Origin of the sequence: Sphingomonas sp. OTU376 (genome assembly GCF_038440415.1) — a bacterium.
Taxonomy (GTDB): Bacteria; Pseudomonadota; Alphaproteobacteria; order Sphingomonadales; family Sphingomonadaceae; genus Sphingomonas; species Sphingomonas kyeonggiensis_A.
This window is the reverse complement of the sequence record NZ_JASATQ010000095.1, coordinates 1-13,638: the sequence shown is the minus strand read 5'-3', so window position 1 is coordinate 13,638 and position 13,638 is coordinate 1. Positions and strand designations below refer to the sequence as shown.

The window sequence follows — 13,638 nt, the reverse complement described above, 5'->3', positions numbered from 1 at the left end:
CCCAAAACAAAAACCCCCCCCCCGCCGCCCCCCCCGGCCCACCCCGGGGGCCCAGGGTCACGAGTGAATCGGCCGGAAACCCTGGGCCCCGGCCTTCGCCGGGGATCCGTTCTCGCAAACCGATGACTCAGACCGCCTTCAGCGCCTCCTCGAAGTCAGCGATCAGGTCGTCGGCATCCTCGACGCCGATCGAGATGCGGACGAGATTGTCGGTGATGCCCAGCGCCTGCTTGCGCGCGTCCGGCACCGAGAGATGGGTCATGCCGGCGGGGTGGCTGGCCAGTGTCTCGGTGCCGCCGAGCGACACGGCGAGCTTGGCGATCTTGAGCGCGTCGAGGAAGGCGAAGGCCTCCTTCTCGCCGCCCTTCAGATAGAGCGAGAAGGTGGAGCCGGCGCCGGTGCAGTGGCGCTTGTAGATGTCCGCCTGGCGCGAGCCTTCCTCGAGGAAGCCGAGATAGCCGACATGCTCGACCTTGGGATGGTTGCGCAGGAACTCGCAGACCTTCACCGCATTCTCGCCGGCACGCGACATGCGCAGTTCCAGCGTCTCGAGGCTGCGGAGCAGCATCCAGGCGGTGTTGGGATCGCAGATCGTGCCGATCGTGTTGCGCATCAGCCGGATCGTGTTGATGTGCTCCTTCGAGCCGAGCACGCCGCCCGCCACCAGGTCCGAATGGCCGCCCGCATATTTGGTCAGCGAGTAGACGACGATGTCGGCACCCTGCTTGAGCGGCTGGGCCCAGAGCGGCCCAAGGAAGGTGTTGTCGATCGCGATCGGCGGCTTGTTGGCGCCGGTGAAGATCGCGTCGCGGCTGGCACGCATGGCCTCGACATCGACCAGCGCGTTGGTCGGGTTGGCCGGGCTCTCCAGATAGATCAGCGCGACATTGCCCGAGGCGGCCTTGCTCAGCACCGCGTCGATTTCCTCGCGGGTGGCGCCGGCGGGAAAGTCGAGCCAGTGGACACCGAAGCGGCCGAGGATGCGCGCGATCAGCGTCTCGGTTGCCGCATAGAGCGGGCCCGAATGGACGATCGTGTCGCCTGGCTTGACCATCGACAGGAACAGGGTGGCGATCGCCGACATGCCCGAGGAGAAGGCCAGCGCATCCTCGGCGCCTTCCCAGATGCCGAGGCGATCCTCGAGGATCTCCTGGTTCGGGCCGTTGAAGCGCGAATAGACCAGCCCGTCGGCGCCGCCCGGGCGCTTGCCGGTGACGCCTTCGAAGTGGCGCTTGCCTGCCGCGGCATTGGGGAAGACGAAGGTCGAGGTGAGGAAGATCGGCGGCTTCAGTGAGCCTTCCGAGAGCATCGGATCATAGCCATGGCCCATCATCATCGTGCTGGGCTTGAGCTGGCGGCTGCCGATCTTGTCAGCCGAGGGCTTGGGGCGTCGCCGCGGGGTGCCGCCGGTCAGATCGGCTTCGGTTTCGTCAGTCATGCAGGCTCTCCGGGACTCGGGTTATTTTGTTTCAACTGTAACGATCCAGGCGGAGTTGGGGAGCCTGAAACGTCCTAGAAGCCACAAAGGTCGCGGCGTGGCGGCGGAGCCGGCGGTCTGTCGATCACGTCCATTTCGTCATGCTGAACTCGTTTCAGCATCCAAGGTGCCGCAGGCGGTATCGCTTGCGGGGCGGGCGCGTCGCCCAGCCCGGACTTGGACCCTGAAACAAGTTCAGGGTGACGGTGGATATGGGCTTAGGTGAGCCCGATCAGGCTGATCTGCCGGCCGTAGTCCGGCTCCTGCCGGTGCGTCGCGCGGCGGAAGCTGTAGAAATGCTCCGGCTGGGCATAGGTGTCCTGCCCCAGCATCTCGATCGTGCGCAGGCCCGCGGCGGCGAGGCGGGAGGCGACATAGGCCTCGAGGTCGAACTGCCAGTGATCCTCGCGCCGGCCTTCGGTGAAGAAGCGCTCATTGTCGGGATCGGCATCGGCGAAGCGCTGGAGGAAGCCGAGATCGACTTCGTAGGAAGCACGAGCGATGCACGGGCCGATCGCGGCGACGATGCGATCGCGGCTGGCGCCGAGGGCTTCCATCGCGGCGATCGTCGAATCGGTGACGCCGCCGACCGCGCCCTTCCATCCGGCATGAGCAGCGCCGATCACGCCGGCCTGCTTGTCGGCGAACAGCACCGGCGCGCAATCGGCGGTGAGGATGCCGAGCGCGAGGCCCGGGCGACCGGTGACCAGCGCATCGGCATGCGGGCGCACCCGCTCTTCCCAGGGCTCGGCAACGGTGACACAATCGGCCGAATGGACCTGATAGAGCGAGACGAGCCGGCCGCCGGGCAGCACCGCTTCGGTCGCGCGGCGGCGGTTCTCGGCGATCAGATCGGGATCGTCGGTGGAGCCGAGCCCGACATTGAGGCTGGCCATCGCGTCGGTGGAGACGCCGCCTTTGCGGCCGAGAAAGCCATGCGCGATCCCGTCCAGCGCGCGGGCGCGGAAAACTTCGACTTCACTCGTCATCTCGTCACTCACAATGCGCGGCGCATCAGCCGGTCTTCATCCTCATGCTCGCCGACCAGGAAGATATAGGGGCCGCGGTCCTCGAACCCGTTCTTCTCGTAGAAGCGCTTCGCCCGGTGGTTGTCGATATAGACCGACAGCCAGAGCTCGTCGGCGCCGCGCGCGCGCCCCTCTTCCACGGCCCATTCGAGCAGGACCTGCGCGGCGCCGCTGCCCTTGGCGCGCTCGTCGAGATAGAGCTGGCGGAGTTCGTGGGGGCGCGAAGTCACCGTTGCAGGCAGGGTGAGCGCGCTGGTCTTGGCGAAGCCGGCCAGTCCCTGTTCGTCCTCGGCGAGGTGGAAGCGCAGGTCGGGCTGAGCGAACTCGTCGGCCCAGGCCTCGGGGGTGAAGCCGGCGAAGAAAGCCGCGAGATTCTCCGGCGTGTAGAGATGGCCGAAGGTCGCGGTGAAGCTGACCCGGAACAGCGCGTCGATCGCGGGCAGATCGGCGGGGGTGGCGTCGCGGTAGATCATTCGCTGAATCCTGCCGGTACCGGCCAGCCCGGTGCGGTGAAGGCGATCACCTTGAACAGCTCGCCCATCTGCTCGGGATCGGTCAGCCGCTCGCGATCGGTCGCGAGCTGGCCGGCGCGGTCGGGCGAAGCGAGCGACAGGCTGGCGGTGCGTTCGGTGATGCCGAGGCGGGTGAGGAACTCGCCCTGGGTGACCGGTCCGTGGACGACCAGCCCTTCGGCGCGCGCGGCCTCGCCCAAGGTGGCGAAATCGACATGCGCGGTCAGGTCCGCCTCGCCGGGCTCTTCGAACGGGTTGGCATAGGCATGCCCCCTAACCGCCTGCAGCGTGTCGCCGAGGGCCGGGCCCATATAGCCATAGTCGATGACCAACGCCGCGCCGCCCTGGTCGTTCAGCCGCTTGGCGAGCTGGCGCAGCACCGCGACGCTTGCCGGCGAGGTCTCCATGATCGAGCCGGGCGCGGCATCCTTGTAGTCGCGCGGGATGATCATGTCGAAGCTGCGGTCGCCAGCGATCGGCAGGAATAGCGTGTCCTGGCATGCGATCAGCCGCTCTCGCCAGCCTTCCTGGGTGGCGATGAGCTGTCGGATCGGCAGTGCGTCGAAGAACTCGTTGGCGACGAAGACCAGCGGGGCATCGTCGGGCAGGCCGACCAGGTCGAGATGGAATTCGGCGCCCGGCACGCGCTCGGCCTGGGCGGCGCGCAGCGTCGGGCTGGTCTCGACGAGGTCGACGGGTGGGGCGAGGCCGATGCGCGACATCGCCCGCAGCGCGTCGGCCGCCAGCGTGCCGCGGCCCGGCCCGAGCTCGACATAGCGGATCGGCGGTTGCTCGGCGCGCTGCCAGATATCGGCGATCCACAGTCCGATCAGCTCGCCGAACATCTGGCTCACTTCGGGCGCGGTGGTGAAGTCGCCGCGTGCGCCCAGCGGATCGCGGGTGCCATAATAATGCGCGTTGGCGGCGCCCATGAACTGCGAGAGCGGGATCGGCCCGGCCATGGTGATGGCGCGGGCCAGCCGCTCGGCAAGCAGGGGCTCGGCGGCGTTGGCCGCGCGTTCCCCTGCCGGGGCGTCGAGAGGGTTCTCGCTCAGGCTACGCTCTCCGCGCCGAGGGTGGGCTCGACGCGCTGGCGGCGGCCCTTGGCGGTGACGATCAGATAGATGCCGCCGGCGATCATCGGCAGGCACAGCACCTGGCCCATATGGATGACATGCTCGAAGATCGTGCCGGCGAACTGCGAATCCGGCTCGCGGAAATATTCGACGAAGAAGCGGAAACAGCCATAGCCGAGCAGGAAGATGCCGACGAGCTTGCCGGGCTCGTAGCGCGCCTTGGTGCGCCAGAAGGCGTAGGCGAGGATGGCGAACAGGAGCGCGCCTTCGAGCAGGGCCTCGTAGAGCTGGCTCGGATGGCGGGCGAGCGGGCCGGCGCCGGGGAAGACGATCGCCCAGGGCAGTTCCGCCGGCTTGCCCCACAGCTCGCCGTTCACGAAGTTCGCGAGGCGGCCGAAGAACAGGCCGAAGGGCGCGCAGCAGGCGACATAGTCATGGACGCGCAGCCAGTTCAGCCCCTGCTGGCGGCACATCAGGATGATCGCCAGCGTGGTGCCGATCACGCCGCCATGGAAGGACATGCCGCCGTCCCACAGCCGCAGGATGCGCAGTGGCTCGAGGAACATTTCCGGCGCGTAGAAGATCACATAGCCAAGGCGTCCACCCAGGATGATGCCGAGCGTCGCGTAGAAGACGAGGTCGTCGGCGTGCTTCTTGCTCATCGGGGCGCCGGGTTGGCGGATCATGCGAAGCAGATACCACCGGCCGACCAGGATGCCGGCGATATAGGCCAGCGAATACCATTTGATCTGGAAGAAGCCGAGATCGAGCGCGACCTTGTTCAGGCCGAGATCCTGGAAGTGGATATGGTCGGCCGCCGCGGCAGCCAGGGTGGAAAGCAGCACTGTCGGTCCCTCCGGGTGTAGCGCCCCGATAGAACAGGCTCGGTGCAAACCCAAGTGCATCTTCAACTGGGGCGGGGATGACACATCAAGGGCCGCAGGATAGAGCGGGCGGGATGAAGGTCGATGTCGGCAAGCTCCAGAAGCTGGATCGGCGCACGCTGCTGATCGGCGGCGGCGTGGGCGTGGGGCTGGTGGTCGCCTGGGCGGTATGGCCGCGGACCTATCTCCCCAATCTCACCGCGGCGCCGGGCGAGAGCCTGTTTGGCGCCTGGATCAAGATCGGTACCGACGGGCATGTCTCGGTCGCGGTGCCGCAATGCGAGGAAGGGCAGGGCGTGTTCACCGCCATGCCGCAGATCATCGCCGACGAGCTGGGCGCGGACTGGAAGCTGGTCGGCGTCGAACCGGCGCCGCTCAATCCGCTCTACGCCAATCCGCTGGCGGCCGAGGAATTGTTCGAGCTGGCGCTGGGCGGCCTGCCCGAGCAGCTGCGCCGCACCCATGCCGCACGTACGGGGCTGATGCTCACCGGTTGCTCGACGTCGATCCGCAGCTTCGAGGATCAGCTGCGCCATGCCGGCGCCACTGCGCGGGTGCTGCTGTGCAAGGCGGCCGCGCGCCGCTGGGGGACGGAATGGCAGAGCTGCGACACCGCCGCCGGCCAGGTGATCCACGGCAATTCGAAGCTCGGCTTCGGCGCATTGGCGGTGGAAGCCGCGGCGGAAAGCGTGCCCGGCGACGTGCCGCTGCGTACCGGCGAGACCAACCGGCTTTTCGGCCAGCCGCTGCCGCGGCTCGACGCGCCGGCCAAGGTTGATGGCAGCCTGGTCTATGCCGCCGATGTCCGTCTGCCGAACATGGTGTTCGCGTCGATCCGGATGGGGCCGATCGGCGAGACCGAGCTGGTGAAGCTGGATCGGGCGGCGGCGAACAAGATCCCCGGCATGCTCTCGATCGTGACCACGAAGGACTGGGTCGCGACGATCGCCAATAATGGCTGGGCGGCGGAGAAGGCGATCGACGCGATGCGTCCGCGCTTCAAGACGCCCGAGGAGGTGATCAACAATGATTCGATCGCCGATGCGCTGAACGCCGCGTTCGATGCCGACGGCGCCCGCGTTCATGAGGCAGGGAACCTCGCCGCCGATTTCCGTGGCGCCAAGGTGGTGTCGGCCGAATATCGCGTCGATGTAGCGCTCCATGCCGCACTCGAGCCGATGACCTGCACCGCGCATTATCATGGCGGGCTGCTCTCGATCTGGCTGCCGACCCAGGCACCCGGGCTGGCGCGTGCCGCGGCGGCCCGGGCGGTCGGCATCTCGGAAGGCGCGGTGACGGTGCACGCAACGATGGCGGGCGGCTCGTTCGGCGCCAAGCTCGAGCATGAAGTGGCGGCGCAGGCGGCCCTGCTCAGCCAGAGCGTCGGCCGGCCAGTGCAGCTCACCTGGCCGCGCGGCGAGGACATGCGGCACGACCGCTATCGTCCGCCGGCGATCGGGCGGATGACCGGCAAGCTCAATCCGCAGGGACAGGTGACCGGCCTGCTTGCCAAGATCTCGACGCCGGAGACGGGGCGCGAGCTGGCGACGCGGCTGCTCGGCGGCGATCCGGTGGTGCAGGCGTCGCTAGCGCTGCCGGGCAAGGGCGATCCTTCGGCGGTGGCAGGTGCGCAGCCCGCCTATGGCATCGCCAATTATGCGGTGGACCATCATCCGGCCGCGATCGGCGTGCCGACCGGATACTGGCGCTCGGGGGCGCATAGCTATACCTGCTTCTTCACCGAGAGCTTCATGGACGAGCTGGCGCATGTCGCCGAGCAGGACGCGGTCTCGTTCCGCATGGCGATGCTTGGCGGCGAGACGCGGCTTGCCCGATGCCTGCAGACCGCGGCCCAACTCGGCGGCTGGCAGGGCGGGCAGCCCGGCAGCGGCCAGGGCATCGCCTGCCATGCGTTTCGCGGCTCCTATATCGCGGTGATGGCCGAGGCGCGGCTCGAGGGACGCAAGGTCAAGGTCGAGCGGCTGGTAGCGGCTGTGGACTGTGGGCGGGTGGTGAACCCGGACCTGGTCACCCAGCAGATCGAGGGCGGGCTGCTGTTCGGCATGGCGGCGGCGCTCGCGGGTTCGACCAGCTTCACCGAGAATGTCGCGGACGTACGCGAGCTCTCCGAGCTTGGCCTTCCGACGCTGGCGGACGCGCCGGACATCACCGTCGAGATCCTGCGCAACGGCGCCGATCCCGGCGGCGTGAGCGAGCTCGCGGTACCGCCGGTCGCGCCCGCCATCGCCAACGCGCTGCAATCGGCAAGCGGGGTGCGCTTCCGCGTGCTGCCGCTGCTCTCGGACGCCGAATGACCCTGCCCGCCGATCACCCGCCGGTTGCCGCGCCGAAGATCGGCGTACTGCTGGTCAACCTCGGCACGCCGGACGCGCCGGACGCGCCGTCGGTGCGGCGCTATCTCGGCGAGTTCCTGTCCGATCAGCGCGTCGTCGAGATTCCGCCGCTGCTCTGGCAGCCGATCCTGCGCGGCATCATCCTGCGCACCCGCCCGAAGAAGTCGGCGCATGCCTATCAGCAGGTCTGGCGCGAGGACGGTTCGCCGCTCGCCGCGATCACCAGGGCCCAGGCCCGGGCGCTCCAGGGCGCGTGGGGCGAGCAGGTGCTGGTCGATTACGCGATGCGCTATGGCTCGCCCGCGATCGGCGAGCGGATCGCCGCACTGAAGGCGCAGGGTGCCGAGCGCATCCTGATCGCGCCGCTCTACCCGCAATATTGCGGGGCGACGACGGCGACCGCCAATGACAAGGCGTTCGAAGCGCTGGCCGCGCTGCGCTGGCAGCCGGCGATCCGCACGCTGCCGCCTTATCATGACCATCCCGCCTATATCGCCGCGCTGAAGACGTCGGTGGAGGAAAGCCTCGCGAAGCTCGATTTCGAGCCCGATGCGATCCTAGCCAGTTTCCACGGCATGCCGGCGCGCACGCTGGAACTGGGCGATCCCTATCATTGCCACTGCCAGAAAACGGCGCGGCTGCTGCGCCAGGCGCTGGGCCGCGAACTGGTCATCACCTTCCAGTCACGCTTCGGCCGGGCGAGATGGCTCGAACCGGCGACCGATGCGACGCTGGCGGCGCTGCCGGGCAAGGGCGCGAAGAAGGTCGCGATCCTGGCACCGGGCTTCTCGGCCGACTGCCTCGAAACGCTGGAGGAACTGGCGATCCGCGGGCGCGAGACGTTCCTCGGCGCAGGCGGCACTCATTTCGCCTATCTCCCCTGTCTCAACGACAGCGAAGGCGGCATGGCGATGTTGCGTACAATTTTGAGCGAGGAGCTTGCGGGCTGGAGCCAGCCTGCCTAGCGTTTCGCGAAACCCCGGTAATTGGAGAGGATAAGGCATGGCACGCGTAGCGATCGTGACGGGCGGCACCCGCGGCATTGGCGAGGCGATCAGCCTTGCCCTCAAGGACGCCGGGATGATCGTCGCCGCCAACTATGCCGGCAACGAGGAGAAGGCCAAGGCCTTCACCGAGCGCACCGGTATCGCTTCGTACAAATGGGATGTGGGCGATTATGACGCCTGCCATGCGGGCGTGAAGCAGGTCGAGGCCGAACTCGGCCCGGTCGATGTGGTGGTCAACAATGCCGGCATCACCCGCGACGGCACCATCCTCAAGATGAGCCGTGACATGTGGGAGGATGTGATCCGCATCAACCTGGGCGGCTGCTTCAACATGGCGCATGCGGTGTTCCCGGGCATGCGCGACCGGAAGTGGGGCCGCATCGTCAATATCGGCTCGATCAACGGCCAGGCCGGCCAGTACGGCCAGGTCAACTACGCCGCCGCCAAGTCGGGCATCCACGGCTTCACCAAGGCACTGTCGCAGGAAGGCGCGCGTTTCGGCGTGACCGTGAACGCGATCGCGCCGGGTTATATCGACACCGACATGGTCGCCGCGGTGCCGCCCGAAGTGCTCGAGAAGATCGTCGCCAAGATCCCGGTCGGCCGTCTCGGCCAGGCGCACGAGATCGCGCGCGGCGTTGCGTTCCTCTGCTCGGACGAGGCCGGCTTCGTCACCGGATCGACGCTGTCGATCAACGGCGGCCAGCACATGTACTGATATGACGAGGGCCGCCCCTTGGGGCGGCCCTCAGCCCTCGATACGCTACGCGAGGGAAAAAACGGTTCTGCCGTAACAACACCCTTGTCCTAGCGCAGTTCCCTTTATTTTCTCCTGAACGCGCTGGTCATCTGGCGTTCATCTTTCCGGCACTGGTCCTCGGGCGCCCAGTCGCTATGAGCGAGCGTGATGCTGTTCCGCTCCGCAATCGCCCTGTTCTCGCTGGCATTCATCCTGCTGCTGTCGGCGTCGGGGCGCGAGGGCCGCGCCCTGTTCGGCAGGACGCCGCGGATGACGGTGGAGCGGGTGCCGCTCGATCTGCACGATCCCGCGCGTACTCGGGTGGGGGCGCTCACCTATCTTGGCGGCATCAGGCTCAGGAGCCCGGAGCGGGCGTTCGGTGGCTTCTCCTCGATGCGGGTCAAGGGCGATGACTTCACCCTGCTCAGCGATGGGGGCACCTTCATCCGCTTCCGCATGGGCAAGGACTGGGCGCCGCGCGACGTGCAGTTCGGCGACCTGCCGGATGGCCCGAGAAACGGCTGGCTCAAGGCGGATCGCGATTCGGAATCGATGACCAGCGATCCGGCCACCGGGCAGGTCTGGGTCGGTTTCGAGCAATATAACGCGATCTGGCGCTATGACGCGGACCTTATCCGTGCCGAGCGCAGTGCCCGCCCGCCCGCGATGCGCGACTGGTCGGACAATGGCGGGCCCGAATCACTGGTGCGCCTGCATGATGGCAGCTTCGTCGTGCTCGGCGAGACTTCGCGGCCCAAGGGCAGCCGGATCGGTCGCGAGGGGCTTTTGTTTCCCGGTGACCCGACCATTCCGGGCACCAAGCCGGTCCGCTTCGTCTACATGCCGCCCAATGAGCTGTACGACCCAAGTGACGCGGTGCAGTTGCCGGATGGCCGGCTGATCGTGCTCAACCGGCGCTTCTCGGTGTCCGGGCTGTTCACCGCCAAGCTGACCCTGATCGATCCCCGCGCGATCCGCCCCGGCGCGGTGTTGCGCGGCACCGAGATCGCCACGCTGGCCGCGCCGCTGCTCCACGACAATTACGAGGCGCTGGCAGTGACCCGCGAAGGCGACGACACGATCCTGTGGATCGCCTCGGACGACAACCAGCAATTCTGGGAATGGTCGCTGCTGCTCAAGTTCCGGATCGAGTTCGCGAAGCGCTGAGGGTTGCCGGCGGCAGGGGATCGAACCCGCACCCGGTCTACCGGGATCGCTGTAGCGATACGTCTACCAATTCCGTCACGCCGGCGGAATCCGCACATGCGAAAAGCCCGCCCTCCGCCTGGAGAACGGGCTCGCATTGAGCCGTCGAAGGAACGGGCTGTTAGGCCGCGGTCTTCTCGGCCGACGCCTTGCGCACTTCGCGCTTCAGGCGACGGGCACGCAGCGACAGATCGTCGTCGCTGGTCTTGAGCAGCCAGTTATCGAGGCCGCCATTGTGCTCGACCGAACGCAGGCCGTGCGTCGAAACGCGCAGGCGCACGCTGCGGCCCAGCGAATCGCTGATCAGCGTGACGTTCTGCAGGTTCGGCAGGAACGTACGCTTGGTCTTGTTGTTGGCGTGGGAAACGTTGTTACCCACCTGCCGGCCCTTGCCGGTCAGCTCGCAAATGCGCGACATCGCTTGATATCCTGGTTTGAGCCCTGGCGAACCACGGCCGGAAAGGCGGCGCGAATAACCGTAATGGGACGGAGCGTCAACCGATTCGCTCGAAGAAACGCCTTGTACCCATGCAACCGCCATGGTTGATGCGGCGTTGATTACGCAAACGATTCAATTGGGGAGATGAAGCGATGCGTGGAATTCTCGTGCTTATCGGACTGATCGCGCTTGCCGTCGTGGTGCTGATGTCGGTCGGCATGCTGCGGATCGAGCAGCAGCAGGGTGCGACCATGCCCACGATCACCTTCGATGCGAAGGGCGGCCAGTTGCCCAAATTCAAGGCCGAAACGGGATCGGTGGGGATCGGAACCACCAACACGACCGTTGCAGTCCCGACGGTAGAGATGAAGAACACCACGGTCACCTTGCCCACCATCGAAGTGAAGCAGGCCGGCGCCACTCCGACGCCGACGCCCGCCGCGAAGTGATGGCAGTGCGCCCCGGACCCATCGTGGCGGCGATCCTGCTGCCGCCGCTGGGCACGTACCTGGCAAGGGGTGCGGGGCGCGACTTCTGGATTACGTGCGGACTGACGGTGCTCGGGTTCCTGCCCGGTGTCGCGTTCGCGCTGTGGAGCGTGCTGCGCGATTCGTCCGCGAAGCCTGCCGAACCGGCAACTGCTTAACTGATCCCCTTAACTGATCCCCGGCTTTCGCCGGGGAACACTTGGGAAGAACAGCCGTCTCGGCTACGCACCTTTCCATGTTCCCGCTCCCCGAACCGATGCGCCTGGCGCTCGATGCCGCCCGAGCGGCCGCCGAGGCCGGCGAGGTGCCGGTGGGTGCGGTGCTGGTGCATGACGGCAAGGTAATCGCCACCGCGGCCAATGCGCCGCGCACGCTCCACGACCCCACCGCCCATGCCGAGATGCGGGTGATTCGCGCCGCTGCCGAGCGGCTGGGCCGCGAGCGGCTCGAGGACTGCGACCTGTGGGTGACGCTCGAGCCCTGCGCGATGTGCGCCGGCGCGATCGCGCATGCCCGGATCGCGCGGGTCTATTACGGCGCCGGCGATCCCAAGGGCGGCGCGGTGGAGCATGGCCCCCGCTTCTTCAGCCAGCCCACCTGCCACCACCGGCCCGAGCTCTACCCCGGCATCGGCGAGGCCGAAGCAGGCGAGATCCTGCGCGATTTCTTCCGCGAACGGCGCGGCTAAGCTGTCATTTCATTGCGCGGATGCAACACCGGTTGCCGCATGGCCCCCTGTGCGGATATGAAGGCGCCACACCATGTTAGCGCCTTTCCCCTGGATAGACGTAGCGATCATCTTCGCGCTGATCGTTCTCAACGGCCTTTTTTCGATGTCCGAGCTGGCGATCGTCTCGTCGCGCACTGCGCGGCTGGAGGCCATGGCCCGGGCTGGTCGCAGCGGTGCGGGCGCCCGTACCGCGATCCAGCTCGCCGCCGATCCGGGCAAGTTCCTCTCCACCGTGCAGATCGGCATCACGCTGATCGGCATCATTGCCGGTGCCTATTCGGGCGCCAGCCTCGGCGAGCCGACCGCGCAGCGAATCGCGCTGCTGGGGGTCAGTGACGAGCTGGCCCACACGCTCGGCATCGCGATCGTCATCGGCCTCACCACCTTCGGCTCGCTGGTCGCGGGCGAACTGGTGCCCAAGCAGTTCGCGCTGCGCTCGCCCGAGCCGATCGCGGTGCTCGTGTCGGTGCCGCTGCTGTGGATCAGCCGCCTGACCGCGCCGCTGGTCTGGCTGCTCGATTCGACGACCAAGCTGATCTTCCGCCTGATCGGGCTCGACCGCGAATCGGAGAACCGGGTCACCGCCGAGGAGCTGCACCTGCTGGTCGCCGAGGCCAGCAAGTCGGGCGTGATCGAGGAGCATGAGCGCTCGATCATCTCCAGCGTCGTCCGCCTTGCCGATCGGCCGGTGCGCGAAGTGATGACGCCGCGCACCGATGTCGACTGGGTCGATGTGAACCTCGACGCCGACGGCATCCGCGAGGCGCTGCTGCTCACGCCGCACACCCGTCTGCCGGTGGCCGAGGGCTCGGTCGATACGGTGATCGGCGTGGTCCAGGCCCGCGACATCGCCGCCGCGCTGTTCCGCGGCGAGGCGCTAGACCTGCGCAAGCTGATGCGCGAGGCGCCGATCCTGCCCGATACGGTCGATGCGATGGACGCGCTGGGCGCGCTGCGCCGGGCCGAGGTGCCGATGGGGCTGGTGCATGACGAATATGGCCATTTCGAAGGCATTGTGACCCCGGCCAACCTGCTCGCGGCGATCGCCGGCGAGCTGGCATCGGACGTCGAGCCGGGCGACAATCCCAATATCGTGACCCGCGAGGACGGCTCGCTGCTGGTCTCGGGCCAGATGCCGGCGGACCTGCTGGCCGAGAAGCTCGGCCTCGATCTCGACGAGGACCGCGACTACGCCACCGTCGCCGGCCTGGCGCTGGCGGTGCTCAAGCACCTGCCGACCGAGGGCGAGAGCTTTGTCGAGCAGGGCTGGCGTTTCGAGATCGTCGACATGGACGGGCGCAAGATCGACAAGCTGCTGGTCGACCGGGCGGAGAAGTAACGGGCGGGCGCTGCGCCGCCCGTGCTTCCAACAGCGCGTGCGCGGCGACTCGCGAAAGTACACGAAGTACAGGCCAAGAGCGGGTTTCGCGGCCCGCCATTTCCCCTGTTTTCCCGGGAGCGCGGTGCACCTCGCAACTTTCTTGCGCGGGCGTGATCCTATTTTTCCAACCGGTCCAAGGAGCGGCCGGCCCAGGGGGCTGGCCGCGCCGGCCAGCAGACGAAATCCTGCATTGCAAGCGCGGCAGGGCCGCTCCCCCGCCCAAACCCGGGGGCCCGGGGGGTTAGGGGGGGGGCCGGAAAAACCCGGGGGCGCGGCGGGGCGGGGGGGCCGGAAGATAAAAAATAGACCCCCCCCCC

Annotated in this window: 14 protein-coding genes and 1 pseudogene; 8 read left to right on the top strand and 7 right to left on the bottom strand. The window is 67.5% G+C overall.

The window, feature by feature from the left end; translation table 11 throughout:
* Positions 1–127: 127 nt before the first annotated feature.
* The 5 genes from AAHM44_RS23215 to lgt form a co-directional block, all read right to left on the bottom strand.
* Entirely contained in the window at positions 128–1,438 is a 1,311-nt protein-coding gene (locus AAHM44_RS23215; protein ID WP_342251475.1) for a cystathionine gamma-synthase family protein, read from the bottom strand.
* 257 nt (positions 1,439–1,695) lie between these two features.
* A complete protein-coding gene (pgeF, locus tag AAHM44_RS23210; RefSeq protein WP_342251474.1) occupies positions 1,696–2,466 on the bottom strand; it encodes a peptidoglycan editing factor PgeF in 771 nt (256 codons plus the stop codon).
* Between the two features lie 8 nt (positions 2,467–2,474).
* Complete coding sequence (locus AAHM44_RS23205) at positions 2,475–2,978, bottom strand: GNAT family N-acetyltransferase (RefSeq protein WP_269573040.1); 504 nt, start codon at positions 2,976–2,978, stop codon at positions 2,475–2,477.
* Positions 2,975–3,979 (bottom strand): class I SAM-dependent methyltransferase, encoded by a 1,005-nt coding sequence (locus AAHM44_RS23200; protein WP_269573039.1) that lies wholly within the window; start codon positions 3,977–3,979, stop codon positions 2,975–2,977. Before AAHM44_RS23200 ends, AAHM44_RS23205 begins: the two co-directional genes overlap by 4 nt.
* Positions 3,980–4,068: 89 nt before the next feature.
* A complete protein-coding gene (lgt, locus tag AAHM44_RS23195; RefSeq protein WP_446746019.1) occupies positions 4,069–4,998 on the bottom strand; it encodes a prolipoprotein diacylglyceryl transferase in 930 nt (309 codons plus the stop codon).
* Between the two features lie 53 nt (positions 4,999–5,051).
* On the opposite strand from lgt, the gene AAHM44_RS23190 reads away from it, so the two are divergent.
* The 4 genes from AAHM44_RS23190 (at position 5,052) to AAHM44_RS23175 (ending at position 10,244) form a co-directional block, all read left to right on the top strand.
* Entirely contained in the window at positions 5,052–7,292 is a 2,241-nt protein-coding gene (locus AAHM44_RS23190; protein ID WP_342251472.1) for a xanthine dehydrogenase family protein molybdopterin-binding subunit, read from the top strand.
* Positions 7,289–8,296, top strand: a complete 1,008-nt coding sequence (gene hemH / locus AAHM44_RS23185) for a ferrochelatase (RefSeq protein ID WP_342251471.1) — start codon at positions 7,289–7,291, stop codon at positions 8,294–8,296. Before AAHM44_RS23190 ends, hemH begins: the two co-directional genes overlap by 4 nt.
* A 37-nt stretch (positions 8,297–8,333) precedes the next feature.
* Positions 8,334–9,056, top strand: a complete 723-nt coding sequence (gene phbB / locus AAHM44_RS23180) for an acetoacetyl-CoA reductase (RefSeq protein ID WP_269573035.1) — start codon at positions 8,334–8,336, stop codon at positions 9,054–9,056.
* A gap of 189 nt (positions 9,057–9,245) precedes the next feature.
* Entirely contained in the window at positions 9,246–10,244 is a 999-nt protein-coding gene (locus AAHM44_RS23175) for an esterase-like activity of phytase family protein (RefSeq protein ID WP_342251470.1), read from the top strand.
* 4 nt (positions 10,245–10,248) lie between these two features.
* On the opposite strand, the pseudogene AAHM44_RS23170 reads toward AAHM44_RS23175, so the two are convergent.
* Both AAHM44_RS23170 and rpmB read right to left on the bottom strand, forming a co-directional pair.
* Positions 10,249–10,329: pseudogene (locus AAHM44_RS23170) on the bottom strand.
* Positions 10,330–10,404: 75 nt separating this feature from the next.
* Positions 10,405–10,701: a 50S ribosomal protein L28 gene (gene rpmB, locus AAHM44_RS23165; RefSeq protein WP_116839891.1), complete on the bottom strand. Its 297-nt coding sequence runs from the start codon at positions 10,699–10,701 to the stop codon at positions 10,405–10,407.
* A gap of 173 nt (positions 10,702–10,874) precedes the next feature.
* Between rpmB and AAHM44_RS23160 the strand changes: the two genes are divergently transcribed.
* The 4 genes from AAHM44_RS23160 to AAHM44_RS23145 all read left to right on the top strand — a co-directional run bounded on the left by AAHM44_RS23160 (position 10,875) and on the right by AAHM44_RS23145 (position 13,279).
* Positions 10,875–11,171 carry a hypothetical protein gene (locus AAHM44_RS23160; RefSeq protein ID WP_184164256.1) on the top strand — a complete coding sequence of 99 codons (297 nt, stop codon included), beginning with the start codon at positions 10,875–10,877 and terminating at the stop codon, positions 11,169–11,171.
* A 23-nt stretch (positions 11,172–11,194) separates the two neighbouring features.
* Positions 11,195–11,368: a YqaE/Pmp3 family membrane protein gene (locus AAHM44_RS23155; protein WP_269573033.1), complete on the top strand. Its 174-nt coding sequence runs from the start codon at positions 11,195–11,197 to the stop codon at positions 11,366–11,368.
* Positions 11,369–11,466: 98 nt separating this feature from the next.
* Entirely contained in the window at positions 11,467–11,898 is a 432-nt protein-coding gene (locus AAHM44_RS23150) for a nucleoside deaminase (protein WP_342251476.1), read from the top strand.
* 73 nt (positions 11,899–11,971) lie between these two features.
* Positions 11,972–13,279: a hemolysin family protein gene (locus AAHM44_RS23145; RefSeq protein ID WP_184164262.1), complete on the top strand. Its 1,308-nt coding sequence runs from the start codon at positions 11,972–11,974 to the stop codon at positions 13,277–13,279.
* Positions 13,280–13,638: the final 359 nt, after the last annotated feature.